Origin of the sequence: Nocardioides sp. J54 (genome assembly GCF_000519005.1) — a bacterium.
Lineage (GTDB): Bacteria > Actinomycetota > Actinomycetes > Propionibacteriales > Nocardioidaceae > Nocardioides.
Map to the genome: position 1 here is coordinate 1 of NZ_JAER01000004.1, position 25537 is coordinate 25537.

Annotated in this window: 24 protein-coding genes; 9 read left to right on the forward strand and 15 right to left on the reverse strand. The window is 73.4% G+C overall.

Going from position 1 to position 25537, the window contains the following annotated elements; all coding sequences use genetic code 11:
- Positions 1-318 precede the first annotated feature (318 nt).
- Positions 319-981: a substrate-binding domain-containing protein gene (locus NOCJ54_RS0103685; protein ID WP_028654394.1), complete on the forward strand. Its 663-nt coding sequence runs from the start codon at positions 319-321 to the stop codon at positions 979-981.
- An 82-nt stretch (positions 982-1063) separates the two neighbouring features.
- Positions 1064-2608 (forward strand): hypothetical protein, encoded by a 1545-nt coding sequence (locus NOCJ54_RS0103690; protein WP_028654395.1) that lies wholly within the window; start codon positions 1064-1066, stop codon positions 2606-2608.
- A 27-nt stretch (positions 2609-2635) separates the two neighbouring features.
- Here the strand turns inward: NOCJ54_RS0103690 and NOCJ54_RS28010 are convergent, their stop codons facing one another.
- From NOCJ54_RS28010 to NOCJ54_RS0103760, 14 genes are all read right to left on the reverse strand, one after another.
- Positions 2636-3658: a serine/threonine-protein kinase gene (locus NOCJ54_RS28010; RefSeq protein WP_332248984.1), complete on the reverse strand. Its 1023-nt coding sequence runs from the start codon at positions 3656-3658 to the stop codon at positions 2636-2638.
- A gap of 259 nt (positions 3659-3917) precedes the next feature.
- The gene (locus NOCJ54_RS0103700; protein ID WP_028654396.1) at positions 3918-5381 is read right to left on the reverse strand and encodes a dihydrolipoamide acetyltransferase family protein; all 1464 of its coding nucleotides are present in this window, start codon (positions 5379-5381) and stop codon (positions 3918-3920) included.
- Between the two features lie 13 nt (positions 5382-5394).
- Complete coding sequence (locus tag NOCJ54_RS0103705; protein ID WP_028654397.1) at positions 5395-6372, reverse strand: alpha-ketoacid dehydrogenase subunit beta; 978 nt, start codon at positions 6370-6372, stop codon at positions 5395-5397.
- A 1-nt stretch (position 6373) separates the two neighbouring features.
- Entirely contained in the window at positions 6374-7504 is a 1131-nt protein-coding gene (pdhA, locus tag NOCJ54_RS0103710; RefSeq protein ID WP_036516761.1) for a pyruvate dehydrogenase (acetyl-transferring) E1 component subunit alpha, read from the reverse strand.
- A 157-nt stretch (positions 7505-7661) separates the two neighbouring features.
- Positions 7662-8555, reverse strand: coding sequence for a hypothetical protein (locus NOCJ54_RS0103715; protein WP_028654399.1), 894 nt, complete (start codon positions 8553-8555; stop codon positions 7662-7664).
- A 38-nt stretch (positions 8556-8593) separates the two neighbouring features.
- Positions 8594-9613 carry a DUF2510 domain-containing protein gene (locus tag NOCJ54_RS28015; RefSeq protein ID WP_051485446.1) on the reverse strand — a complete coding sequence of 340 codons (1020 nt, stop codon included), beginning with the start codon at positions 9611-9613 and terminating at the stop codon, positions 8594-8596.
- Positions 9614-9703: 90 nt separating this feature from the next.
- Positions 9704-10204 carry a hypothetical protein gene (locus tag NOCJ54_RS0103725; protein ID WP_157514779.1) on the reverse strand — a complete coding sequence of 167 codons (501 nt, stop codon included), beginning with the start codon at positions 10202-10204 and terminating at the stop codon, positions 9704-9706.
- Positions 10205-10209: 5 nt separating this feature from the next.
- Positions 10210-11178, reverse strand: coding sequence for a zinc-binding metallopeptidase family protein (locus NOCJ54_RS0103730; protein ID WP_028654401.1), 969 nt, complete (start codon positions 11176-11178; stop codon positions 10210-10212).
- Positions 11179-11195: 17 nt separating this feature from the next.
- On the reverse strand, positions 11196-11486 hold the full coding sequence (locus NOCJ54_RS0103735; RefSeq protein ID WP_028654402.1) for a hypothetical protein: 291 nt from the start codon (positions 11484-11486) through the stop codon (positions 11196-11198).
- A 69-nt stretch (positions 11487-11555) separates the two neighbouring features.
- The gene (locus tag NOCJ54_RS0103740) at positions 11556-12440 is read right to left on the reverse strand and encodes a transglutaminase family protein (protein WP_028654403.1); all 885 of its coding nucleotides are present in this window, start codon (positions 12438-12440) and stop codon (positions 11556-11558) included.
- Positions 12437-14920 carry a circularly permuted type 2 ATP-grasp protein gene (locus NOCJ54_RS23710; RefSeq protein ID WP_036516762.1) on the reverse strand — a complete coding sequence of 828 codons (2484 nt, stop codon included), beginning with the start codon at positions 14918-14920 and terminating at the stop codon, positions 12437-12439. The genes NOCJ54_RS0103740 and NOCJ54_RS23710 overlap by 4 nt, the downstream gene beginning before the upstream one ends.
- Before the next feature lie 96 nt (positions 14921-15016).
- A complete protein-coding gene (locus tag NOCJ54_RS23715) occupies positions 15017-15280 on the reverse strand; it encodes a hypothetical protein (RefSeq protein WP_051485447.1) in 264 nt (87 codons plus the stop codon).
- A 4-nt stretch (positions 15281-15284) separates the two neighbouring features.
- Entirely contained in the window at positions 15285-15869 is a 585-nt protein-coding gene (locus tag NOCJ54_RS28020) for a DUF2510 domain-containing protein (RefSeq protein WP_051485448.1), read from the reverse strand.
- 76 nt (positions 15870-15945) lie between these two features.
- On the reverse strand, positions 15946-16863 hold the full coding sequence (locus NOCJ54_RS0103760; protein WP_028654404.1) for a dimethylarginine dimethylaminohydrolase family protein: 918 nt from the start codon (positions 16861-16863) through the stop codon (positions 15946-15948).
- Between the two features lie 192 nt (positions 16864-17055).
- Between NOCJ54_RS0103760 and NOCJ54_RS0103765 the strand changes: the two genes are divergently transcribed.
- From NOCJ54_RS0103765 to NOCJ54_RS0103780, 4 genes are all read left to right on the forward strand, one after another.
- Positions 17056-17757, forward strand: coding sequence for a GntR family transcriptional regulator (locus tag NOCJ54_RS0103765; RefSeq protein WP_051485478.1), 702 nt, complete (start codon positions 17056-17058; stop codon positions 17755-17757).
- Between the two features lie 41 nt (positions 17758-17798).
- Positions 17799-18191: a phage holin family protein gene (locus tag NOCJ54_RS0103770; protein WP_028654406.1), complete on the forward strand. Its 393-nt coding sequence runs from the start codon at positions 17799-17801 to the stop codon at positions 18189-18191.
- Positions 18192-18198: 7 nt separating this feature from the next.
- Positions 18199-18729 carry a low molecular weight protein-tyrosine-phosphatase gene (locus tag NOCJ54_RS0103775; RefSeq protein ID WP_036516764.1) on the forward strand — a complete coding sequence of 177 codons (531 nt, stop codon included), beginning with the start codon at positions 18199-18201 and terminating at the stop codon, positions 18727-18729.
- Positions 18730-18848: 119 nt separating this feature from the next.
- Positions 18849-19703, forward strand: a complete 855-nt coding sequence (locus NOCJ54_RS0103780; RefSeq protein WP_028654408.1) for a 3-hydroxybutyryl-CoA dehydrogenase — start codon at positions 18849-18851, stop codon at positions 19701-19703.
- A gap of 110 nt (positions 19704-19813) precedes the next feature.
- Here the strand turns inward: NOCJ54_RS0103780 and NOCJ54_RS0103785 are convergent, their stop codons facing one another.
- Complete coding sequence (locus NOCJ54_RS0103785; RefSeq protein ID WP_028654409.1) at positions 19814-20320, reverse strand: MarR family winged helix-turn-helix transcriptional regulator; 507 nt, start codon at positions 20318-20320, stop codon at positions 19814-19816.
- A 116-nt stretch (positions 20321-20436) separates the two neighbouring features.
- Between NOCJ54_RS0103785 and icmF the strand changes: the two genes are divergently transcribed.
- From icmF to NOCJ54_RS0103800, 3 genes are all read left to right on the forward strand, one after another.
- Complete coding sequence (gene icmF, locus NOCJ54_RS0103790) at positions 20437-23601, forward strand: fused isobutyryl-CoA mutase/GTPase IcmF (protein WP_028654410.1); 3165 nt, start codon at positions 20437-20439, stop codon at positions 23599-23601.
- 179 nt (positions 23602-23780) lie between these two features.
- On the forward strand, positions 23781-24158 hold the full coding sequence (locus NOCJ54_RS0103795; protein WP_036516766.1) for a YciI family protein: 378 nt from the start codon (positions 23781-23783) through the stop codon (positions 24156-24158).
- 91 nt (positions 24159-24249) lie between these two features.
- Positions 24250-25527: an RNA polymerase sigma factor gene (locus NOCJ54_RS0103800; protein WP_028654412.1), complete on the forward strand. Its 1278-nt coding sequence runs from the start codon at positions 24250-24252 to the stop codon at positions 25525-25527.
- The last annotated feature ends 10 nt before the right edge of the window (positions 25528-25537 follow it).

Genomic DNA, 25537 nt, shown 5'->3' on the forward strand with positions numbered 1-25537 from the left:
GACAGCGAAGCCACCAAGACCCTGCGCGCCACCGTCCGGGCCCGCCGCGAACTGGTCAAGCACCGCGTCGCGCTGTGCAACCAGCTGCGCGCCCACCTGCAGGCCGCGTTCCCCGGCGCNGTGGGTCTCTTCAAGGACCTGGACTCCCAGATCAGCCTGCGGTTCCTGGCCCGCTTCGACTCCCAGGAACGCGCCGACTGGCTCAGCGTGAAGCGGCTGGCGGCCTGGCTGAGCAGCGTCGGCTACAGCGGCCGCAAGAACCCCGCCGACCTCTAGGCCGTCCAGCGGCTGCGCGCCGGCGCCAGGGACGAGAGCGCGGTGGCCCGCGTCATCCACGTCGGCACGGTGCAGGCAGCCAGCTCGACCCTGCTCATCCCGGCCGTCCGTGCGTTCCGCGCGGAGCACCCCGACGTCGCGGTGGAGCTGCGCAACATGCAGCAGGCGGAGATCTTCGCCGAGCTCGCCGCCGGCGCACTCGACATCGGCCTGATCAACGCGCTCGAGGGGGACGACGTGCCACCGGCGGTGCAGCGCTCCGAGCTGATCCACGGGGTGCCCGTCGCCGTGCTGCCCTCCGCCAGCCCCCTCGCCGACGGCGACTCGCCCCTGGTCCCGGAGGACCTGCGCGCCGAGCCCTTCGTGGAGATGCGGCCGGGTTACCTGATGAACCGGTTCGCGCACCGCTGGTTCGGTGCCGCGATGCCGCCGGTGAGCTACACCGCGGACGGCGCCGAGCTCGGCAAGGCGCTCGTCGCCCAGGGCATCGGGTTCACCCTGCTGCCCGACTTCACCGTCGCCGGACACCCGCTCCAACGCAGCGGCCAGGTCACCGCGCGCCCGCTCGCCGGCGCGATCCCGACCGTCACCCTGCTCGCCTGCCTGCGCGAGGGCGTGCAGCCGCCCACCACCGTGCGTTCGCTGCACGCATCCCTGCTCCACCGCGCCCGCGACTACACCCGCTTCCACCACGCCGGGTCGTGAGCCGGGCCGGGTCGGGTGACCGGGCCGCGACCGACGGAACCGCACCCTTCCCAAGCAGTGGAACGCGTTCTACCCTCCGGGGATGCGCCTCCGCTCCCCAGGCCGCATCGTCGCCGCCCTCGCCGCCGGTGCCCTCGCCCTGACGCTCGGCAGCCTCCCGTCGGGCCCCGCGGCCGCCGACGACGGCCCGGCCCTGCCCGGCCTCCCGGCCCTGCCGACCATCCCCGGCCTGCCGATCCCGCCGTTGCCGACCGACCTGCTGGTGCCGCGGTTCACCGGCAGCGCGGTGGCGCCGCAGCCGCTGGCGGCGCCGCCGGTCCCGCAGAACCCCTGGCTGGCGCCGAACGGTCGCAGCAGCATGCACAACGACCCCTACAGCACCGACGCCTACACCCAGTCCGGGCCGACCGGGCGTGCGCTGACGATGCGCACGGCGTCGTACGGCATCCGCGAGTGCGCCACGATCGCGTTCGACTCGAAGGGCCGGATCGTCGGGCTGTGCGGCGGGCTCGAGGGTTTCACGATGATGGTCATCGACCCCGTGACTCTGCGCGCCCTCTCCCAGTTCCAGCTGTCGGCGCGCGACTTCAGCAAGGCCGCGAACCCGTTCACCGACCTGTGCGGCGGCACGTACTTCTTCCTCGACGGCCAGGACCGCGCCTACGCGACGACCACCACCGGCGCCATCGCCGAGGTGCAGGTGACCGCCGGCGGCGGGCTGGCCCGGGGCCGGACCTGGCCGCTGGCCGCGCACCTCGCCGCCGGCGACTGCCTGGTGGCCACCGGCGTCGACTGGGCGGGCCGCGTCTGGTGGTTCAGCCAGCAGGGCACGGTCGGCACGCTCGACCGGGGCACCGGCGCCGTCCGCGCGCTCGACCTGCCCGAGGGCGAGGAGATCTACAACTCCATCTCCGTCGACGAGACCGGTGGCGTCTACCTCGTCTCGACGCACCAGACCTACCGGCTCGACGCGGCGGCCGACGGCACCCCCGAGGTCACCTGGGCCATCCCCTACGACCGCGGCACGCGGGTGAAGCCGGGGATGCTCTCCCAGGGGTCGGGCACGTCGCCCACCCTGATCGGCGAGCGCTGGATCGCCATCGCCGACAACGCCGACCCCCAGAGCCACGTCATCGTCTACGACCGTCGCAAGGGGGTCGCCGACCGCGAGCACTGCTCCGTGCCGGTGCTCTCCACCGGCGCTAGCACGACGGAGAACAGCCTGGTCGCGGCCGGGAGCTCGCTCATCATCGAGAACAACTTCGGGTACGCCGGGATCCAGTCGACGCTGCTCGGCCGCTCGACGACGCCCGGTGTCTCGCGGGTGCTCGTCGAGGAGGGCGGCTGCCGCGTGGCGTGGACCAACCCGACCGTCGCGCCGTCGTCGGTGCCGAAGGCCTCCCTGGGCAACGGCCTCGTCTACGTGTACTCCAAGCCGCCACGCAAGGACCTCCTCGACGCCTGGTACGTCACCGCCATCGACATCCGCACCGGCGAGACCCGCTGGAGCCGGCTCACCGGCACCGGCATCCAGTGGAACAACCACTACGCGTCGATCTACCTCGGGCCGGACGGCGCGCTCTACGTCGCGACGATCGTGGGGCTGGTCCGGTTGGCCGACGGCTGAGCACCCCGACCCGCGGCCAGTCCCCGCTCACCGGGTCCAGAGGCACCGGACGGCCGCGTCCAGCGCGGCGGAGGTGAGGTGGGGGTCCGGCCGGGGCGCAGCGAGGTGCTCCGCGGCGGCGGGCCCGTGCTCGGTGACCAGGGCCTGCGCGGTGCACTCGGCGGCCGGACGCTGCAGCCCGCCCGACCGGAGCGTCCGGGTGACCTGGTCGACGACCGGCTCCGCGGTCCGCTCGCCCGGACCCTCCGCGGGTGGTGCCACGAGCACGACCACAGCCACGACGGCGGCTGCTGCGGCTGCTCCGACCACCCACCGACCGTGGCGGGGGCGCAGGTGGGTGGTGCGGTGCCCGCGCAACCGGGAGCGGTCGGTGCGCGCTGCGGCGGTGCGCAGGAGGTCGCGGACCTCGGCGGCCGACCGGGCCGCGTCGAGCGCGGCTCCCAGACGACGGCCCAGCGGTCCGCCGAGGGTGGCCTCGAGCAGCCGTCCGAGGGCGCGCACGTCGTCCGCGACACCATCCGCAACACCCTCCGCGACACCGCCGTCGCGGATCGGTGTCGCGATCCCGAAGTCCGACAGCAGCGCGAGGGTGTCGGTGCCGCGGTGCCGGAGCAGCACGTTGGACGGCTTGACGTCGCGGTGCACCAGCCCGGCCCGGTGTGCCTCAGCGAGCCCGTCGGCGACCTGCGCGACGAGCTCCAGTGCCGCCACCTCCGGCAGCGGGCCGTGCCGGCGCAGGTGCCGCCCGAGGTCGCCGTCGGGCACCAGCGGGGTGACCAGGTAGGGCCACCCGTCGGCCTCGCCGTGCGCGAGCACCCGCACCACGTGCGGGGAGTCGAGTGACGCCTGCAGCCGTGCCTCCTGGCCGAACCTCTGCCGCAGCCCCGGGTCGTCGAGGAGCGCCGGCAGGACCACCTTCACCGCGACCCGCCGGTCGAGCGCGGTGTCGACGGCGTCGTACACCGCACCCATGCCGCCCTGCCCCAACCGCCGCACCAGACGGTAGGGACCGATCTGGTCGGGTGGTTCACGCAGGCCGCCGGGCACCACCCCGTTCTACCTGCTCCCCCGCTCCCCCGCGCTCCGTCATCCCCAGCCCCGTCGAGACGTCACCTGTGGCTCGTCGAGACGTCACTCGTGGCCCGTCGAAGCGTCAGTTCTGGCGCGTCGAGTGGTCACGTACGGCCGGTTGACTGGTCAGTGACGTCCCGACGGGCCATTGCTGACGCCTCAACGCGCCGGAACTGACGCCTCAACGCGCCGGAACTGACGTCTCGACCCGCCACAAGTGACGTCTCGACGGTTCGGGTCAGAAGAGGAGGGCGGTGGCGGGGTCGCTGACCAGGCCGGCGACGTCGGCGAGGAAGCGGGAGCCGGTGGCGCCGTCGATGTGGCGGTGGTCGAAGGACAGCGACAGGGTCATCACGTGGCGGGGCACGACCTCGTCGTCGACGACCCAGGGCTGCTTCCGGATCGCGCCGAGGCACAGGATCGCGGACTCGCCGGGGTTGATGATCGGTGTGCCGCCGTCGACGCCGAACACGCCGACGTTGGTGATCGTGAAGGTGCCGCCGGCGAGGTCGGCCGGCTGCGAGCGACCGGCACGGGCGGTGGTGACCAGCTCGTCGAGCGCGCCGGCGAGGTCGACGAGCGACAGCTCGTGTGCGTCCTTGATGTTGGGCACCACCAGGCCGCGCGGGGTGGCGGCGGCGATGCCGAGGTTGACGTAGTGCTTGACCACGACCTCCTGGGCGGCCTCGTCCCACGTCGAGTTCACCAGCGGGGTACGACGCAGCGCGAGCAGGCAGGCGCGGGCGATCACCAGCAGCGGACTGACCTTCACGTCCCGCAGCTCCGGGCGCTCCTGCAACCGGGCGACCAGGTCCACGGTCGCCGTCGCGTCGACGGTGACCCACTCGGTGACGTGCGGCGCGGAGTACGCGGAGGCGACCATCGCGGCGGCCATCTGCTTGCGCACGCCCTTGACCGGTTCGCGGGTCTCGCGGCCGGCGGGGTCGGCGGCCACGGCCGGCGGTGCGACCCGGGCGGCCTGCCCGGACGCGGTGCCGCCGGCGGCGGCGAGGACGTCCTCCTTGCTGACCGTGCCCCGGGGGCCGGTGGGGGTGAGCGTGGTGAGGTCGACGCCGAGGTCGCGGGCCAGCCGGCGCACGAGCGGCTTGGCCAGCGCGCGGGGCGGCCGGGCCGGGGTGGCCGGCTCCTCCAGCGCGGGGTCGGTCGCGGCGGGTGAGAGCGCCTCGGCCGGAGCGGCCGTCGGGTCGGTCGTCGCGCCCTTGCGGGCCCGGCGCTTGAGCGCACGCTGCTTCGGTCCGTAGCCGACGAGCGTGGCCTGCCCGGTCGGCGGGACGTTGGTGTCGATGACCTCCGGCCCCGACGAAGCGGACGGGGCAGGCGCCTCGGCGGCCTGCGTCACCGGCTCGGCCGCCGGCTCGGTCGCCGGCTCGGTCACCGGGGCAGCGGGCTCCGCAGCAGCGGGAGCAGCCCCCGGCTCGCCGATGCGGATGATGGGGGTGCCGACCTCGACGGTCTCCCCCTCCGCGACGAGCAGGGCCAGCACCTCTCCGGCGTACGGGGAGGGCAGCTCGACGACGGACTTGGCGGTCTCGATCTCGACGACGACGTCATTGACGGCGACGGTGTCGCCCACCTTCACCCGCCAGGCGACGATGTCGGCCTCGGTGAGGCCCTCGCCGACGTCGGGGAGCCGGAACTCCTGGGCAGCGGACGGGGCGGTGCTCGGGGCGGACTGGGTCATCGGTCGTCCCTCCTCAGTAGGCGAAGGTGCGGTCGACGGCGTCGAGCACGCGGTCCAGGTCAGGCAGGAAGGCGTCCTCGATCCGCGCGGGCGGGTACGGCGTGTCGTAGCCGCCGACGCGCAGGACCGGTGCCTCGAGGGAGTGGAAGCACTCCTCGGTGACGCGGGCCGCGACCTCCGCACCGACGCCGAGGGTCACGTGCGCCTCGTGCACGACGACGAGGCGGCCGGTGCGCCGCACCGACTCCTGCACCGGCACCAGGTCGAGCGGCGAGAGGGTGCGCAGGTCGATCACCTCGACGGAGCGGCCCTCCTCCGCGGCGACGGTGGCGGCGTCCAGGCAGGTGGACACGGTCGGGCCGTAGCCGACCAGGGTGACGTCGCTGCCAGGGCGCACGACGCGCGACTGCCACAGCGGCGCGGGCGGCGCGGACTCGTCGACGTCGGCCTTCGCCGAGTGGTAGAGCCGCTTCGGCTCGAGGAAGACGACCGGGTCGTCGGAGTGGATCGCCTGCTGGATCATCGCGTAGGCGTCCGCCGGGTTGGAGCAGGCGACCACCTTGAGCCCGGGCGTGTGCACGAACTGGGCCTCGGGCGACTCGCTGTGGTGCTCGACGGCACCGATGCCCCCGCCGAACGGGATCCGGATGACCATCGGCACGTGCACGCGGCCCTGGCTGCGGAAGTGCAGCTTGGCGACCTGGCACACGATCTGGTCGTAGGCGGGGTAGACAAAGCCGTCGAACTGGATCTCCACCACCGGGCGGTAGCCGCGCATGGCCAGGCCGACGGCGGTGCCTACGATGCCGGACTCGGCGAGCGGGGTGTCGATCACCCGGTCCTCGCCGAAGTCCTTCTGCAGGCCGTCGGTGATCCGGAAGACGCCACCGAGCGTGCCGACGTCCTCGCCCATGACGAGGACCTTGTCGTCGTCCTCCATCGCCTTGCGCAGCCCGGCGTTGAGCGCCTTGGCCAGGGTCATCGTCGTCATGTCAGCCGACCTCCTCGAAGGACGCCACCCAGGCGTCGTACGCCGCCTGCTGGGCCGCCAGCTCGGGCGTCTGCTCGACGTGGACCCGCGAGAAGATGTCGCGCGGTGCGGGGTCGGGCAGCGCGTGGCACTCGCGACGCATCCGCTCGCCGAGCACGTCGGCCTCCTGCGCGACCTCCGCGACGAAGGCGTCGTCGGCCAGCCCGTTGCGGCGCAGGTAGGCCTCGACGCGGGCGATCGGGTCCTTGAGCTTCCACCGCTCGACGTCGTTGCTGAGCCGGTAGCGGGTCGGGTCGTCGGTCGTGGTGTGCGCGCCCATCCGGTAGGTGTAGGCCTCGACGAAGGTCGGCCCCTGGCCCTCCCGCGCCCGCTGCAACGCGGCCTGCATGACGGCGTACGTCGCGAGGACGTCGTTGCCGTCGACGCGCACGCCGGGGAAGCCGAAGCCGTGGGCGCGGCGGTAGAGCGGGATGCGGGACTGGCGCTCGAAGGGTTCGGAGATCGCCCACTGGTTGTTCTGGCAGAAGAACACGACGGGCGCGTTGTAGGACGCCGCGAAGACGAACGCCTCGTTGACGTCGCCCTGCGACGAGGCGCCGTCACCGAAGTGCGCGACGACAGCGGTGTCGCGGTCGGGGTCGCCGGTGCCCACGGCCCCGTCGCGCTGCACGCCCATGGCGTAGCCGGTCGCGTGCAGGGTCTGCGCACCGATGACGATCGTGTAGAGCGCGAAGTTGTGCTCGTTGGGGTCCCAGCTGCCCTGGTCGACACCGCGGAAGAGGCCGAGCAGCTGGACCGGGTCGACGCCGCGGCACCAGGCGACGCCGTGCTCGCGGTAGGTCGGGAACACGAAGTCCTGCGGGCGCAAAGCCCGGCCGGCGCCGATCTGGGCGGCTTCCTGGCCGAGGAGCTGGGCCCACAGGCCGAGCTCGCCGTGGCGCTGCAGCGCGGTCGCCTCGATGTCGAGGCGCCGCACCAGCACCATGTCGCGGTAGAAGCCGCGCAGCTGGTCGGCGGAGAAGTCGAGGTCGAAGGCGGGGTGGTGGACCCGCTCGCCCTCGGGGGTCAGGAGCTGCACGAGCTCCGGGTCGGCAGCCTGCTCGGGGGCCGGTCCGAAGACGGGATCGGTCATCACCACTCCTTGCCTCCGCGCCTGCGGGGTCGCCGCGGCCCGGATCGGGGTCGTCGCTGCGGCCCGCTCGGGCGTCACAGGGGTGGCGTGACTGTGATCCGGGCCACTTGCCAGCAACGATACCCGGCACGCCGCAGCGCGGGGCAAGGCTCGCGCGTCAGCGCGGCAGCGGCTCGTGCGCCCAGTCGGGCGCCTCCTCGACGTACCGCTCGCGGCGCGGCCACAGCGACGCCGCCACCAGCACGGCACCGACCGGTGCGGCGAGCAGGAAGGTCCGCGCGTACGGCGACAGCGAACCCAGCACGGCGTCGAGCATCACGCGCACCATCGCCTGGTTGTCGACCTCGGCGCGCTCGACGCCGAGGTCCGTGAGCGGACCGACGGCGAGCACCACGAGGCCCGCGCCGAGCGCGCCGCCGAGCAGCGCGAGGCCGGCGGTGCGGACCCGGCCGCGCCACCCGCGCGCGAGCAGGACGGCCAGCCCGGCCAGCACCGCCCAGGCGAGGGGCAGCCAGCCGGCCGCGTCATGGGTCGTGCGGTAGGTCGGGCCGGCCTCGGCGACCTTGGCCCGCTCGACGACGGGCACGTCGAGCGGCACGACGGGCAGCAGCCCGACGGGGATGCCGCGCTCCTCGAGCACGAGCAGCACCTGCGCCACCAGCGGGCTGGCGTCGACGGTCAGCATCCCGCTGGTGTCGGCGCCCGGGTCCTCCAGGAGGGCGATGACGTCGCCGTGGAGGTCGCGGTTGGCCGTGCGCCAGAAGGACGGGAAGTCGGGGCTCTCGACGACCTGCCCGGCCGCGGCGCGCGCCCACTTCTCGACCGCGGACGGCAGGCCGACCGGGACGTACTGCTGGAGCGCGTCGACCGCGGCCGCCGAGGCGGCGTCCGCCATCACGCTCCGCACGTCGGGGTCGTCGGCCAGCGGACCGACGGTGTCGACGTACTCCTGGCGGTCGTCGACGCGCGCGGTCACCCACGTGGTGGCGATCGCCAGGGGCGCGAGGAGGGTCGCGAGGACGACGAGGACGAGGACCGAGAAGGAGCGCACGGACGAGTCAGCCGATCAGTCGCTCGACGAGGACCCGGTCAGCACTCGTCGTCGTCGTCGGCCTTGTCGTCCTTGACCTTCCAGTCACCGTCCTCCTTGCACAGGAGCGCGGTGCCCTCGTCCTCCTCGGTCTTCTCGCCGCCGAGGGCCTCGAGGGCCTTGTCGTTGTCGCCGGTGTACTCGGCGGTGGAGGTCCAGTCGACGCGTGCGGTGTCGCCGTCCTCCTCCACGTCGCCGGCCTCGACCTCGTAGTCGAAGTCCTTGCGGAAGTCCTCGAACGAGACGCCGGTCAACTCCTCGAACTCCTTGAACGAGTCGTCGATGTCGGCCTGGGCCTCGTCGACGTACTCGCCGCAACTGTCGACCTCGTACTCGGCGAACTCCTCCTCCTGCTTGTCCTTGGTGGAGAGGTCGCAGAGCTTCTCGATGTCGGCCTCCGACTGCGCGGTGAGGTAGTCCTCGAGCACGTCCGCGGGGCTGCTGCCGCCGAGGGAGCCGACGACGAGGACCAGGACGATCACCAGCACGACGAGCGCGGCGACCGCGCCGCCGATGATCGCGAAGAGCTTGCCCTTGCCCTTCGTGCCGCCCGCGGGCGGCTGGCCGTAGCCGGGCTGGCCGTACCCCGGCTGGCCGTAGCCGCCGGCCGGCTGGCCGTACTGACCCTGCTGGCCGGGCTGGCCGTACTGACCACCGTGCTGGCCGGGCTGGCCGGGCTGGCCGTACTGGCCGCCCTGTCCGGGCTGTCCCCAGGCCTGCTGGCCCTGCTGCCACGGCTGCTGGGCCGGCTGCTGCGCGGGCTGGCCGTAGCCCTGCGCGCCACCCTGGTTGAAGTCCGCGGCCCGGTTGGGGGCGACGACGGTCGCCTGGTCGTCGGGCAGGCCCGGCGACTGCGGGGCCGACGGGCCGGACGGGCCGGACTGGCCGGACTGGCCGGCAGCGCCACCGTCACCCGGACGGGTGTGCTCGGTCCACTGCGTGCCGTCCCACCAGCGCTCGCCGCCCTGGCCGTCGGGGTACCACCCGGGAGGGGTCGTGGGCTGGTTCGGGTCGGACATGCGGAACTCCTCGTGGTGCGAGCGGTGCGTCCGCCCTCGGGCCGTGGATACGGGCGGACATCATGCCACTGTGCCCCGTCCGCCGGGGGCTCAACCCGCGTCGACCCCGGCAATCCGCCAGTCGCCCTCGACCTCCAGCAGCTCGACCGTGCCGCGGTCGTAGCTCCCGGCGCCCTGCCACAGCTCGTCGAAGCCGGCCCGGTCCGCGCCGTGGTAGTCGAGCTCGACGAGGTACTCGACCCGCACCCGGCCGTCGTCGTCGTTGAGCACCTCGACGGTGACCCGGACGTCGGTGTCGTCGGCGAAGGCGAGGAAGGGGTTGTCGGAGCCCGCCTGCTCGGCGGCGCCGGCGTACTCCGCGCAGTCGGCGAACGGGTGCGCGCCGTAGAGCTGGGCGTCGCGCCACTGCGCGGTGGCCAGGTCGCACTGGGTGTGCCAGTCGCCGCGCCACTGCGCGCGCAGGTAGTCCTCGGCGACGTCCGCCGGGCCGGGGCCGCGCAGCGCCAGCACGAGTGCGACCACGCCGGCTGCGACGGCCAGCACGACCACGCCCACGGCCAGCGCCGTACGACGCCCGGCCAGTGCCGCCACCGGCGTCACCCGGCCGCGCCGAGCGCGGCGACGAAGTCGAGCTTGCCGAGGACCGGCGGCGGGATCACGAACGGGTAGAGGTCGTCCTTGCCCATCGACCGGTTCACCTGGTTGAGCGCGACCGACAGCGGGACCCACACCTCGCGGACGAGGTCGCGGAAGGCGTCGTGCCCGGTGACGTCGGCGGTGGTCAGGCCGTACGCCGCGGCGGTCTCGCATGTGTCGGCGATGTGCAGGTGGTGGGCGAAGGTCTCCGCGAAGTCCTCGAAGGGGTGCATGGTCGCGTAGGCGGAGAGGTACGACGCCTCCCATCCGACGGGCGGGCCGTCGGCGTAGTGGCGGTCGATCGCGGCCTGGTAGTCGGCGGTCTCGTCACCGAAGAGCTCACGGCAGCGCGCCAGCCGCTCGGGGTGCTCCTCGGTGACCAGCCGCGCCTGGACGAAGTGCCCGACCTCGTGGCGCAGGTGGCCCAGCATCGTGCGGTAGGGCTCGCCGAGCTGCACCCTGACCCGCTCGCGGCGGGCGTCGTCGGACTCGGCCAGGTCGATGGTGATCACTCCGTCCGCGTGCCCGATCACGACGTCCTCGCCGACGCTGCTGAGCATGTCGAAGACCAGCCCGCTGACGTCGAAGCCGAGGCGGTCGAGCTCGACCAGCAGGTGCCGCTTGGCCGCCTCCGCCGTGGGCAGCTGGGCCATCCCCTGCGCGTCGTGGTCGTTGGGGCGGGTGCGGGTGTGGTCGCAGGCCGAGCACTGGCCGCCCTCGAGCCGAGCGAGCCAGGTGCAGCCGGAGAGGTCGAAGTTGCGGCAGCGGTGCCAGACGAGGCCGTCGGCGTCGACGTAGCGGTGGTCGGGGTCGAGCGGCACGATGTCGTGCTCGGGACGGAAGAAGCCGAGGGTGCTGCCGCAGGTGACGCAGGTGGAGTTCTCGAAGAAGAGCGGGCTGCCGCAGGCACGGCAGGAGAAGGCGCGCACGCGGGGCGCCCCGCCGCTCAGTTGTTCGCCGTGACGAGCCAGACCACCACGACCATCCCGACGAGGACGATGGCGGTCAGCAGGCCCATCCAGAAGCCGATGGTGCGCTTGTCGCTCGACGGGGGCGGCGGCAGGCCGGGACCTCCGAGACCGGCAGGCCCGGCGGGCGCGGGGGCGCCGTACGCCGGCGGCTGGCCGGGCTGCGGCGCGGGCGCGCCCCCACCCAGGTAGGCGGGCGGCGGCGGGGCTCCCTGGCCTCCGTGCTGGGGGCCGGGCTGAGGCGGGACACCGTACGGCGGCTGGCTCATGGGGCCAGCGTAGGCGGACCGCGGGCACCGCGTCAGCGATCTGGGGGCCCGGTTTCTGGTCGCCCGGGGTCAGCCGGCAGGCAGCGGGGCGACGTCGACGGACACGTCGAGCCGGGTCGAGGTGGCCTCGGTGAAGATCACGCCCTTGAGCGGAGGCACGTCGCCGTAGTCGCGCCCCCAGGCCAGGGTGACGTAGCGCTCGTCCTGGCGCTGGTCGTTGGTCGGGTCGACCGCGAGCCAGGCGTCGCCGCCGAGCCAGACCGCGACCCAGGCGTGCGAGGCGTCGGCGCCGACCATGCGCTCCCTGCCCGGCGGCGGCTCGGTGGCGAGGTAGCCGCTGACGTAGCGGGCGGCGAGGCCGTGGGCGCGCAGCGCGGACAGGGTGAGGTGGGCGAAGTCCTGGCAGACGCCCGCCCGTTTGGCGAGGATCTCCGAGACCGTCGAGGTCACCGTGGTGGCCGTCGGGTCGTAGTCGAAGTCCGCGTGGATGCGGTGGACGAGGTCCATGACGGCCTCCCCCACGGGACGGCCCGGCGTGAGGGACGCGGCGGCGTAGTCCCGCGCGCCGGCGTGCAGCGGTACGGCGGCGCTGGGCAGCGCGAAGTCGGTGGCCTGCCACGCACCGGGGGCGGTCGGGTCGGCGAGCGGGCGCAGCTGCTCCCACGGCCGTGCCTCGGCGTCGGTGTCCACCTCGGGCGGCACCACCTCGACCTCACCACGGCCCACGACGGCCAGCTCGGTGTGCGGGGTGGTCACCTGGAAGTAGACAACGGTGTTGCCGTAGAAGTCCGCGTCGCGGCTGGCATCCCCGGCCTCGGGGGTGACCTCGACGTCGTACGCACCCACGCGCTGCCACGGCAGCTCGCGGGGGACGAGGTGGCCGACCCCGAGGCTGTCGGTGACGTCGTCGTCGTAGGTGTAGGTGGTGCGGTGCTCGACGAGGTAGCGGGTCACGTGGCCACCCCCGTCAGCGTGGGCAGGACGCCGAAGGTGCGCGGCCGCGGGCCGGTCGCCAGGTGCAGCTCGCGGATCGCGTCGGCGACCCGCTCCAGCTGCGCGGTGACGTCGTCGAGGAACACCACCAGGTGCGGGCGCTGCTCGCCGCCGATCGCGACGAGTGCCGACACGTCGGCGCCCTCGACCTCGGCGAGGAGGTCGTCGAGCAGGCGCTCGGGGCGGGTGGAGCCGGTGGACGCGGCCTGCGCCGAGAGGTGCTCGCGCAGCCGGTCCAGGGAGAAGACCAGGGAGCGCGGGTTCTCCGGGTCCATCAGCAGCAGGTCGAGGACCCCGGCAGGGCGGACGTAGTCGCGGTAGCGGCGACGGTGGGTGACCGCGCTCTCGGCGGCGGTGAGGACGGCGGTGAGGACCTCCCGGTCGACGTCCATGCCCCGACGCTCGGTGGTCAGCCGCAGCAGGTGGCACAGCTGCAGCCCGCGCTCGAGGTAGCGCCCGGCAGCGGCCATGTGCCAGCCGGCGTCGCGGATCATGCTGGCCGTCACGCCCTGCAGGGCCAGCACCGCGGTGAGCATGCGGCCGGCGGACTCGGAGACCTGGTGGCTGTGGCGCGAGGCCCGCAGCACCACGCGGGCGCGGTCGACCGAGCCCATCGCGCGCCAGGCGTCGGCCGACATCTGGTCGCGCACCCCGGTCAGGGCCTCACGGAGCCCCGCGAGCGAGTGCGCGGCGGAGCCGACGCGGTCCTCGTCGAGCAGGACCGAGCGGAGGTCCTCGTCGTCGTCCTCGTGGACCCGGCCCGCCAGGCGGTGCACGGCGGACATCAGCACCTCGAGGCTCAGGCCGCCGGTGCTCTGCGGCCGGGTGCGGTAGTCGGTGACCAGCGCGTGCGCGGCGAGCACCAGCCGCAGCACGTCCTCGGAGCGCTCGCCGTAGCGGCCGAACCAGAACATGTCGTCCAGCACGCGCGGCACCGTCGCCGGGAGCGACCGGACGGCGGTCATCGGCAGCACCTCGGTCAGGCCCTGGTCGGGCTGCGTCGTGTCCTCCTTGAGGATCCACACGTCCTTGCTGGCGACGGTGGTGTCACCGTCGCGGGCGGTCGCGAGGCCGCCCAGCAGCGGGCGGTACGCCGACCCGTAGCGGAGCGTGAAGGTCCGCAGCACCACCTCGGCCGGCTCGACGGTGCGCCCGCGCCAGGTCGGCGACTGCGACAGCGGGAACCGCTGCTGCCCGACGAACGACCACGGCCGGGCGGACACGGTGAGCCGGAGCCGCTCCGGCGAGGCGCCCGCCAGGGTCGGGTCCGAGCCGTCGATCGAGCGGACGACGAGGTGCTCGAGGTTGTCCAGGACGTGGGCCAGCCCGTCGGGGTCACCGCACCACCACGTCGCCACCGACGGCAGCCGCAGCTGCTCGCCGAGCAGGTGCTCGCACGCGGCCGGGAGGAAGGGCAGCAGGCCGGGGTTCTCCAGCACCCCGGCGCCGAGCGTGTTGACGACCCGGACCCGTCCGCGTCGCACCGCCTCGGCGAGGCCGGCGACGCCGAGCTGCGAGTCGCCGCGCAGCACCAGCGGGTCGCTCCACGCCGCGTCCACGCGGCGCAGGACGACGTCGACCCGCTCGAGCCGCTGCGGCGTCCTCATCAGCACCCAGCCGTCGCGGACGACGAGGTCGCTGCCCTGCACCAGCGGGAAGCCGAGGTTGGCGGCGATCGTGGCCTGGTCGTAGTAGGTCTCCGAGTGCAGTCCCGGGCTGAGCACGACGACCCGCGGGTCGGGCAGGTCGCCGCCGGCGGACTGGAGCAGCGCGGAGCGCAGCGCCCAGAGGTACGGCGCCATTCGGTGCAGGTCCGCCTCGCGGTAGAGCTCGGGCTGCACCCGGCTCAGCACGCGACGGTTCTCGAGCGCGTAGCCGAGTCCCGACGGCGCCTGGGTGCGGTCGCCGAGGATCCGCCAGGTGCCGTCGGGGTCGCGGCCGAGGTCGGTCGCGGAGAGCACCAGCGGGCGCGGGTCGTGCATCGAGGCGCGGGCCATGACCCGGGTGAAGCCGCGGTGGCCGAGGACGACCGCGGGCGGCACGATCCCCTCCGCCAGCAGGGTCTGCTCGCCGTAGAGGTCGGCGAGCAGGGCGTTGAGCAGCTCGGCGCGCTGGGCGAGGCCGACCTCGAGCTGCTTCCACGACGCCCCGTCGACGACCAGCGGCACCGGGTCCAGGCGCCACCGTACCGGCCGCTGCCCGGGCCGGGAGTAGGTGACGCCGTCGTCCTCGAGGAAGCGGGCGATCTCGCCGGCGACGCGGCGCATCTCGTCGGCGTCGATCCGGGTGGCGACGTCCGCGAGCCGCTTCCACGGCGGGCGCAGCGAGCCGTCGGGGCCAACCACCTCGTCGTACCGGACACTGCCTCCCGTCGCGCCTCCCGCCCCACCGGCCAGCGTCGGCTGGGAGAGGCTCGCGGCGTAGTCGCGCAGCACCGTCACCGGGTGGCCCGCCCACCGTGCGGTCCCCCGGCGGCGGGGCCGGGAGTGGGGGCGGTCGCGTGCACGGGGACAGCCTAGGGACGGGCGGGCGCGCTGCTACCGGGTGACGAGCACGAGCCCGGCGACGACGCCGGCGAGCGCGAGGAGGCCGAGCACCAGGAGCGCCACCAGCACGGTGTTCCCGGCGCCCTTGCCGGTGCTGCTGCCCGGTGCCGGGGTGCCCGGCGGCGGGTAGCCCGCGCCCGGGGGCGGGAAGCCCGGCGGCGGGAAGGCCGGCGGCTGGCCCTGGGGCTGGCCGTGGGGCTGGCCCTGGGGCTGGTTCGGCGGTACGGCGCCGTACGGCTGGTTCGGGTCGCTCATCGGATCACGGCTCCAGCAGCTCGGAGGCCCAGGAGGCGAAGTCCTCCGGGTCGGTCGGGAAATCGGACAGGAAGTCGCTCGGGAAGTCCGTCGGCAGGCCGGTCGGCAGCTCGCTCGGGAAGTCGGTCGGGTCGATCGTGGGCAGGTCCGAGGGGAAGTCCGAGGGGTCGATGGTGGGCAGGTCCAGCGACGAGGGCGCGTCCTCGGGGGTGGGCTCGGGCTCCACCGGGGTCGAGGTGTCGTCGACCGCCGGCTCCGCGTCGTCGCCGTCGCGGCCGAGCACGAGCAGCACCGCGACCACCGCGACCGCCACCAGCACCAGGGCGCCGAGCAGGCCGATGGTGACCCGCAGGCCCTTGCCGCCGCCGACCTGGAGCTGCTGGGTCGCCGGCGGGACCGGGCCGGGCGCGTCCTGCGGGGCGGGGACCACGACGGTCTGCCCGTTCGGCACGTCCTGCCCGTCCTGCGCCTCGGGGGACGGGCGTACCTCGCCGCGCACGTGGTCGGTCCAGGCGTTGCCGTCGAACCACCGCTCGCGGCCGTCGCCGTCGTCGTACCAGCCGGGCTGGCTGGGTGTGGGACCGGTCACCGGGTCTCCTGGGCACTGGGAGGGACTTCCGGTGGGACACCGTATCCGTCCCGGTGCCGGGCCGCGGCCGGACCGGTCAGGCAGCGGCGGCGTCCGGCCCGGGGAGCAGCCCGCCGGTGACCGGCTCGAGGTCGCGCCCGACCGTGATGTCGAGCGGGTTGGTCAGGCAGCGCACCGACCCTCCCCCGAGGTGGAACTCCGAGACGTCGACGAGGACGACGTCGAAGCCGAGCGCGTCGAGCCGGCTCCGGACCCGGTCGGGGCAGCCCGGCATGACCACGCTCCGCCCGACCACGACGGAGTTGGCGCACCAGCTGCCGATCGCCTCCTCCTCGCTGAGCACCACCGGCTGCGGGACGAGGTCGAGCAGCCGGTGCGCCGACTCGTCGTCGAACGCGGCCGGGCAGACCAGGGCGTGCTCGTCGTCGAGGGGGCAGAAGGCGAGGTCGAGGTGGTACATCCCGGGATGGGTGATCCGCAGGCCGCGCACGCGCACGCCGAGGTCGCCGGCGAGCTGGCGCAGGGCGAGCTCGTCGGTGCGCGGTCCGTGCCCGACGACCAGGTCGCCCCGGAACGGGAAGGCGTCGCCGGCCTCGAAGTGCGCGCCGATCCCCTCGCGGCCGACGTACGACGGCGTGAAGCCCTGCGCCTCGAACCAGGCCCGGGCGGCGGGGGTCTCGACCCGGCGCTGCGGGTGGCGCATGTGCGACAGCACGACGGAGCGCCCTCCCGAACCGGTCCGGTCCGGGCGCAGCGCCACCAGCCCGAGGTTCATCGCGTAGACCATGTCGGGCGCCTGCGGCAGCGCCGGCACCTCCTCCACGGTGGCGCCGAGCGAGCGCAGCGTCGCGGCCAGGTGCTGCCACTGGTCGCGCGCCCGCACCGGGTCCGGCTGGACCGCCGGGTCCATGTAGGGGTTGATCGCGTAGTCGATCCGGTACGACGACGGCTCCACCATCGCGTAGTGCCGTCCCCACTCCAGCGTCGAGCCCATCAGCCCCTCCTCGGTCACGTCCGTCGGGTCCGGTGCTCCCGGACTCCTGCTCGCCGGCGCTGCCGGAACCGGCAGCACCACTATTGTCCGACAATCTGACAAGAACCGACAGGATAGCCCCCGACGGCGCCCGGCGGGAAGCACCGCGGACACGCGGGTCCCGGCTCCCGGCGAGGCGGCAGAATGGACCGCATGCCCGCCGCCCCCGCCACCCGCAAGGCGTTCGCCACGCTGAGCGTCGAGCACGCGTCGACGGTCTCCCGGGTGGCCGCCGAGCTGCGCCGGGCCGTCTTCGAGGGGGAGCTGGAGAGCGGCACCCCACTGCGCGAGATCGCGCTGGCCGAGTCGCTCGGGGTCTCCCGGCCGACCGTGCGCGAGGCGCTGACCGTCCTCGTCGCCGAGGGCCTGGCGACCCGCGAGCCCAACCGGGGGGTGAGCGTCGCGACCCCGCGGGCCGAGTCCGTGCGCGACGTGTGCCGCGCCCGGTGGGTGCTGGAGGGGGCCGGCGTCCAGGCGTGGACCACCGCCGACGTCGTACGACGCCAGCGGGTGCGCGACACCCTCGAGTCCTACACGGCGGCGGTCCGAGGCGGGGAGGCGTCGTACGAGGAGCTCAACGAGCGCCACCTCTCCTTCCACGTCTCCCTCGTGGAGCTCACCGGCAGCCCACGGCTGGTGCAAATGGCCGAGGCCCTCATGGACGAGCTCAAGCTCGCGCTCGCCCAGGTCGACCGGATCAAGCGCAACGCCCACGACGAGGCGGAGTCGCACGAGGGCCTGGTGGAGCTGCTGGAGGCCGAGCGGATCGAGGGCCCCGACGGCGCCTACGAGTTCCTGCGCAAGCACATCGACGACGCCGAGGTCGAGATCATCGAGGCGCTCGACCTCGAGTGACCGTGGGCGGACGGCGCACCCCGGCCTGCCAGACTGGACGCATGATCGCGTTCCTCTCGCGCTGGGCCATCACCGTCGCCGCGCTGGCGGTGGCCGCCCAGCTCATCGACGGGATCTGGTTCGAGGGCGCCACCCGCGGCAGCGCCGAGGTCGAGGACAAGATCGTGCCCCTGGTGGTCGTCGCCCTCATCTCCTGCGCCATCACCGCGTTCGTGAAGCCGGTGCTGACGATCCTGTCGATCCCGTTCATCCTCCTCACGCTGGGCCTGTTCCTGGTCGTGATCAACGCGCTGCTGCTGCAGCTCACCGCGTGGCTCGCCGACGGGGTGGACCTCGGCTTCCACGTCGACGGGTTCTGGCCGGCGGTGTGGGGCTCGATCATCATCAGCATCACCACCTGGATCCTGGACGCCATCGTCGGCGTCGACGACTGAGGCCGCGATGAGCACCGCCCCGAGCCTGCCGCCTGCCCGCACGCCCGGCCGCTACCGCATCGCGGTCGTGTGCCTCGGCAACATCTGCCGCTCCCCCATGGCCGACGTGGTCCTCAACGCCCGCGTCGCCGACGCGGGCCTGGCCGACCGGGTGGAGGTCGTCAGCGCCGGCACCGGCGACTGGCACGTCGGCCAGCCGATGGACCGGCGCGCTGCCGCCCTGCTCACCAGCGAGGGGTACGACGCCTCGCGCCACCGCGCGCAGCAGGTGCTCGCCGCGTGGCTGGACGAGCACGACCTCGTGCTGGCGATGGACGCCCAGAACCTCGCCGACCTGCGCGACCTCGGCCCCGGCAGCGCCGGCGGTGACGCCGATCCGGCACGGGTGCGGGCCTTCCGCGACTTCGACCCGGAGGGGACCGGCGACGTCCCGGACCCCTACTACGGCGGTGACGCCGGCTTCCGCGAGGTGCTGGCGATGGTCGAGCGGACGGCGGAGGCGATCGTCGCCGGGCTCGACCGCGTCGTCGACGCCTGAGCGCTGCGCGCGGCCCACAACGCACCGCCCCCTTCTTTGTGGGGTCGCCCCTCGTCCCGGACGGGCCGACGGCGTAGATTGCTAGGACGTCCTAGTAATTCGAGCGAACGGAGACGGGAATGACGGACATCGAGCGGGTCGGCGTCGTCGGCGGAGGACTGATGGGGTCGGGCATCGCCGAGGTCAGCGCCCGCGCCGGCAAGGACGTGGTGGTCGTGGAGTCGTCGGCCGCCGCCGTCGAGGCCGCGCGCAACCGCCTGGAGACGTCGCTCAAGCGCGCCGAGAGCCGCGGCAAGATCGAGTCCGCCGCCGAGGTCCTCGACCGGATCCGCGTCGTGGAGGGCCTGGAGAACCTCGCCGACCGCCAGCTGGTCGTGGAGGCGATCGTCGAGGACGAGCAGGCCAAGACCGAGCTCTTCCGCCGCCTCGACNATGTCGTCACCGACCCCGACGCGATCCTCGCCTCCAACACCTCCTCGATCCCGATCATGAAGCTCGGCGTCGCGACCAAGCGCCCCTCGCAGGTGCTGGGCGTGCACTTCTTCAACCCGGTGCCGGTGCTGAAGCTCGTCGAGCTCGTGCCGTCGCTGCTGACCGCCGACGAGACGACCGAGCGCGCCCGCGCGTTCGTGCAGGACGACCTGGGCAAGAACGCGATCGACTGCCAGGACCGCGCCGGCTTCGTCGTCAACGCGCTGCTCATCCCGTTCATCCTCTCGGCGATCCGGATGTTCGAGTCCGGCTTCGCCTCGGCCGAGGACATCGACCAGGGCCTCGTGCTCGGCGCCGCGCACCCGCAGGGCCCGCTGGCGCTCGCCGACCTGATCGGCCTGGACACCACCAAGGCCGTCGCCGAGTCGCTCTACGAGGAGTTCAAGGAGCCGCTCTACTCCTCGCCGCCGCTGCTCAACCGCATGGTCGAGGCCGGCCTGCTCGGCCGCAAGGTCGGCCGCGGGTTCTACACCTACGGCTGACCGGGCCGGACGTCCAGGAGGGCTGCGCGAGGCGCGGCCCTCCTGCGCTTTCCCCGGACCCACCAGCCACGGCCCGCAAGCCTCGAGGCTCGCGGGCGTCGGGCCGGACGTCAGTCCGGGAAGTCGCCCGAGGACCGGCGCAGCCGGCGCAGCAGCAGGTAGGCGTCCTCCTGCTGGCGGGGCGTGAGGCCGGTGATCGCGAAGTCGATCGCGGTGACCGCGTCGGTCGCCTTCTTCACCGTGGCGCGGCCGGCGGGCGTCAGCCGCGCGAGCGTACGACGGCGGTCGTCCTCGTCCGGGACCCGCTCGACGTAGCCCTGCGCCTCCAGCCGGTCGATCGCACTCGTCACCGAGGTGGGGTGCACCATCAGCCGCTCGCCGATCTTGCTCAGCGGCAGCGACCCGCGGTTGCTGAAGTGCAGCAGCACCAGCACCTCGTAGCGGGAGAAGGTCAGCCCGAAGGGCTTCAGCGCGGCGTCGAGCGCGCTGATCATCAGCTGCTGCACCCGCATCACCGACGTCGCCAGGCGCATGGCCGTCGCGTCGCCGAAGTACTCCTCCCAGAGGTCGCCCGCGCGATCGATCGGGTCGAAGGGCAGGCGGGGGGCGGTGGGCATGACGCGGACTCTAGGGCATCCGTGGGCGTGTGGTGGACATCAACTTCACAGATTTAGTAGGACATCCTACTATCGGAGGTCCGAGCACTTCCCGATCGCCTCGGAGGGATCCCTCAATGACCGACAGCACCCTGCACGTCCCGAAGAACCCGGTCCGCCTGGTGACCGCGTCGAGCCTGTTCGACGGCCACGACGCGTCGATCAACATCATGCGGCGGATCTTCCAGAGCCAGGGCTGCGAGGTCGTCCACCTCGGGCACAACCGCTCCGTCGCCGAGGTCGTCGAGGCCGCGATCGAGGAGGACGTGCAGGGCATCGCCGTGTCGTCGTACCAGGGCGGCCACGTCGAGTACTTCGAGTACCTCGTCGAGCTGCTCCGCCAGCGCGGCGCCGAGCACATCCAGGTCGTCGGCGGCGGCGGTGGCGTCATCGTCCACGACGAGATCGAGCGCCTGCGCAGCTCGGGCGTCACCATCTTCTCGCCCGAGGACGGCCAGCGCCTGGGCCTGCCGGGCATGGTCAACACCGTCGTCGAGGCCTGCGACACCGACCTGTGGGAGACCGGCGCCGTCACCGCCGACCAGGTCCTCGCCGGCGACCGCACCGCGCTGGCGCGCGCCATCACCGGTGCCGAGCTCGGCCGCCTCGACGAGGAGTTCCTGGCCCGCCTCCGCGAGGCCACCAGCGGCCGCCCCGTGCCCGTCCTGGGCATCACCGGCACCGGCGGCTCCGGCAAGTCGAGCCTCACCGACGAGCTGGTCCGCCGCCTGCGCGTGGACCAGCAGGACAAGGTCCGCGTCGCGGTCATCGCCGTCGACCCGACCCGCCGCAAGGGTGGCGGCGCGCTGCTGGGCGACCGGATCCGGATGAACAGCCTCGACCTGACCGGCCTCGACCGGGACCGGGTCTACTTCCGCAGCCTCGCCACCCGTGGCGCGCACGAGGTCCCCGAGCACCTCACCGACGTCATCGACGTGGTCAAGGCCGCCGGCTTCGACCTCGTCGTCGTCGAGACCCCCGGCATCGGCCAGGGCGACGCGGCGATCGTGCCCTTCGTCGACACCTCGCTCTACGTGATGACGCCGGAGTTCGGCGCCGCCTCGCAGCTCGAGAAGATCGACATGCTCGACTTCGCCGACGCCGTCGCGATCAACAAGTTCGAGCGCCGCGGTGCCGCGGACGCGCTGCGCGACGTGGGTCGCCAGATGGTCCGCAACCGCGAGGCCTTCGGCAAGCAGCCCTCCGACATGCCGGTCTTCGGCACCTCCGCCGCGACCTTCGACGACGACGGCGTCACCGCGCTCTACCAGCACCTGCGCGGCCTGCTCGTCGAGAAGGGTCTGCCCGCCGCCGAGGGCATGCTCGCCCCGGTCGAGGGCAAGTTCTCCACCCGCATCCAGCAGGTGCTGCCGGCCGAGCGCGTGCGCTACCTCGCCGAGATCGCGCACACCGTGCGCGGCTACCACGCCGACACCGAGCTGCTCGTCGAGAAGGCCCGCCGCGCCCAGCGCTACGCGGCCGTCGCCGAGGAGCTCGCCGAGATCGAGGACCTCGCCGCGGCCGCCGCCCGCGCGAACGACGACCTGCCGCTGGACCTGCGCGACCAGATCCAGGAGTGGCCGTCGGTCGTGGCGGCGTACGACGAGGACACGAAGACCAACGGCCGGGTCTCGCTGGCCGGCACCCACGTGCCGCGGGTGGCCGTCCCGCGCTTCGAGGACCACGGCGAGCTCGTCCGCTTCTGGCGCCGCGAGAACCTTCCGGGCAAGTTCCCCTTCACCGCCGGCGTCTTCCCGTTCAAGCGCGCCGACGAGGACCCGGCCCGCATGTTCGCCGGCGAGGGCGACCCGTTCCGGACCAACAAGCGGTTCAAGCTGCTGTCCGAGGGCCAGCCCGCGACCCGCCTCTCCACCGCCTTCGACTCGGTCACGCTCTACGGCCGCGACCCCGACGAGCGGCCCGACATCTACGGCAAGGTCGGCACGTCCGGCGTGTCCGTCGCGACGCTCGACGACATGAAGGCGCTCTACGACGGCTTCGACCTGCTCTCGCCGACCACCTCGGTGTCGATGACGATCAACGGCCCGGCCCCGACGGTGCTGGCGTTCTTCCTCAACACCGTCATGGACCAGGCCCGCGAGCGCGGCATCGATCCCTACGAGGCGATCAAGTCCGTGCGCGGCACGGTGCAGGCCGACATCCTCAAGGAGGACCAGGGCCAGAACACCTGCCTGTTCTCCACGGAGTTCTCGCTGCGCTGCATGGCTGACATCCAGGAGTGGTTCATCCAGCAGCAGGTCCGCAACTTCTACTCCGTCTCGATCTCCGGCTACCACATCGCCGAGGCCGGGGCGAACCCGATCAGCCAGCTCGCGTTCACCCTCGCCAACGGCTTCACCTACGTGGAGTCGTACCTCGCGCGCGGCATGGACATCGACGACTTCGCGCCCAACCTGTCGTTCTTCTTCTCCAACGGCATGGACCCGGAGTACTCCGTCATCGGCCGCGTCGCCCGCCGCATCTGGGCGATCGCGATGAAGGAGCGGTACGGCGCCAACGAGCGCTCGCAGAAGCTGAAGTACCACGTCCAGACGTCGGGCCGCTCGCTGCACGCGCAGGAGATGGACTTCAACGACATCCGGACCACGCTGCAGGCGCTCATCGCGATCTACGACAACGCCAACTCGCTGCACACCAACGCCTACGACGAGGCCGTCACGACCCCGTCGGCGGAGTCCGTGCGCCGCGCGCTCGCGATCCAGCTGATCATCAACCGCGAGTGGGGCCTGGCGGCGAACGAGAACCCGCTGCAGGGCTCCTACATCGTCGACCAGCTCACCGACCTCGTGGAGGAGGCCGTGCTGCTCGAGTTCGACCGGATCTCCGAGCGCGGCGGCGTGCTCGGTGCGATGGAGACCGGCTACCAGCGCGGCCGGATCCAGGACGAGTCGATGCTCTACGAGCACAAGAAGCACGACGGCTCGCTGCCGATCATCGGCGTGAACACCTTCCGCAACCCCGGCGCCGGCGACGGCACCCCGGACCACATCGAGCTGGCCCGGGCGACGACGGAGGAGAAGGACTCGCAGCTCGAGCGGGTCCGGAAGTTCCAGGCCGACCACGCCGACGAGGCCGCGGCCGCGATCGCACGCCTCAAGGAGGCTGCGACCACCGGCGAGAACATCTTCGGCGTCCTCATGGACGCGGCGCGGGTGTGCTCGCTCGGCCAGGTCACCGAGGCGTTCTTCGAGGTCGGCGGCCAGTACCGCCGCAACGTCTGAGCCCGACTCCGGCACGCCTCACCACCCGACGGGCGGTCTCCCCACACGGGGAGGCCGCCCGTCGGCGTACCCGGGGAAGGTCGTCGGAGAAATTTCTTCGAGGTCGATGTCGAAGGCGGGTCGTCCCGATCGACGTAGGTTCGGAACAACCCACCCACCACTGTGAAGGACTGATCGACATGCCTCGTTTCATGGGTTTCGTGCGGATGGAAGAGGGCCAGGGCAACCCGCCGCAGGAGATGTTCGACGCGATGGACGCCTACATCGGCGAGCAGGCCCAGAAGGGCGTCTTCCTCGACGGCGGCGGGCTCTTCGGCCTCGAGGACGCCGTGAACTTCGTGGTCCGCGAGGGCCAGGTCACCCGGGTCGACGGGCCGTACGCCGAGGCTCGCGAGGCCGTCGGCGGCTGGGCGCTGCTGCAGTACGACACCCTCGAGGAGGCCATCGCCGGCCAGGAGGAGTTCGCGCAGCTGCACGCCAAGCACTGGCCCGAGTGCCGCATGGTCGCCACCCTGCGCCAGGTCCCCGACGAGGGCCCCACCCCCTCCGACGCCTGACCCCGGCCCCGCGAGGTGTGAGGCCTTGCACCGCGAACCGGCACACCTCGCGGTCGGAAGTCACGCACCTCGGCGGTCCTAGGCTGGCCGCATGGTGGAGGCGGCGACCGCGGAGGCGATCACGGCGACGTGGCGGCGGGAGTCGGCCCGGCTGGTGGGGGCGCTGGTGCGGATGACCCGCGACATCGACCTCGCCGAGGACCTCGCCCAGGACGCCCTCGTCGCGGCGCTGGAGACGTGGCCCGGGCAGGGCGTGCCCGCGAACCCCGGCGCGTGGCTGATGACGACCGCCAAGCGCCGCGGCATCGACCACATCCGGCGCGCCGACAACCTGCGCCGCAAGACCGAGGAGCTCGGACGAGCCGAGGAGGTGAGCGCGATGCCGGACCTGGACAGCCAGGTGGACCACATCGAGGACGACGTCCTGCGGCTGATGTTCCTGTGCTGCCACCCCGCGCTGACGCCGGAGTCCCGCGCCGCGCTCACCCTGCGCCTGGTCGGCGGGCTCACGACGACCGAGATCGCGCGCGGCTTCCTCGTCCCGGACGCGACGATGGGCCAGCGGATCTCCCGCGCCAAGCGCACCGTCGCCGAGGCGGGCACCGACCTCGAGCTGCCGACGGGAGCGGAGCGCACGCAGCGCCTCGACGACGTGATGGCGGTGGTCTACCTCGTCTTCACCGAGGGGTACGTCGCCACGGCCGGTGACGACTGGGCGCGACCCGACCTCGTCCAGGAGGGGATCCGGCTCGCCCGCCTGCTGGCGGAGATCGCGCCCGACGAGCCGGAGGTGCACGGCCTGCAGGCGCTGCTGGAGCTGCAGGGCTCGCGGCTGCCGGCGCGCACGGACGCCGAGGGCAGTCCGGTGCTCCTCGACGACCAGGACCGCAGCCGCTGGGACCAGCTGCTGGTCCGGCGCGGTCTCGCGGCGCTGGCCCGCGCCGAGGAGCTCGCCGGTCGCGGGAAGCCGGTCGGCTCCTACTCCCTCCAGGCCGCGATCGCCGCGGTGCACGCCCGCGCGCGCACGGCGGCCGAGACCGACTGGGGCCGCATCGCGCGCCTGTACGACGTCCTGGCGACGGCGGCCCCCGGGCCGGTCGTCGAGGTCAACCGGGCCGTGGCCCACGGCCGGGCGGCAGGCCCGGCCGCCGGGCTGGCCGTGCTCGACGCGGTCGACCCGGACGCGCTGCGGGACTCCCCGCTGGTGCCGAGCGTGCGCGGCGACCTGCTCGAGCGCAGCGGGCACCACGCGGCGGCCGCGGAGGAGTTCGCGGAGGCGGCACGTCGTACCCGCAACGAGGGCGAGCGCACGCTCCTGCTGCGCCGGGCCGCCCACGCCCGTGGGCTGGCGGGCGGCCCGACGGACTAGCCCGCCCGCC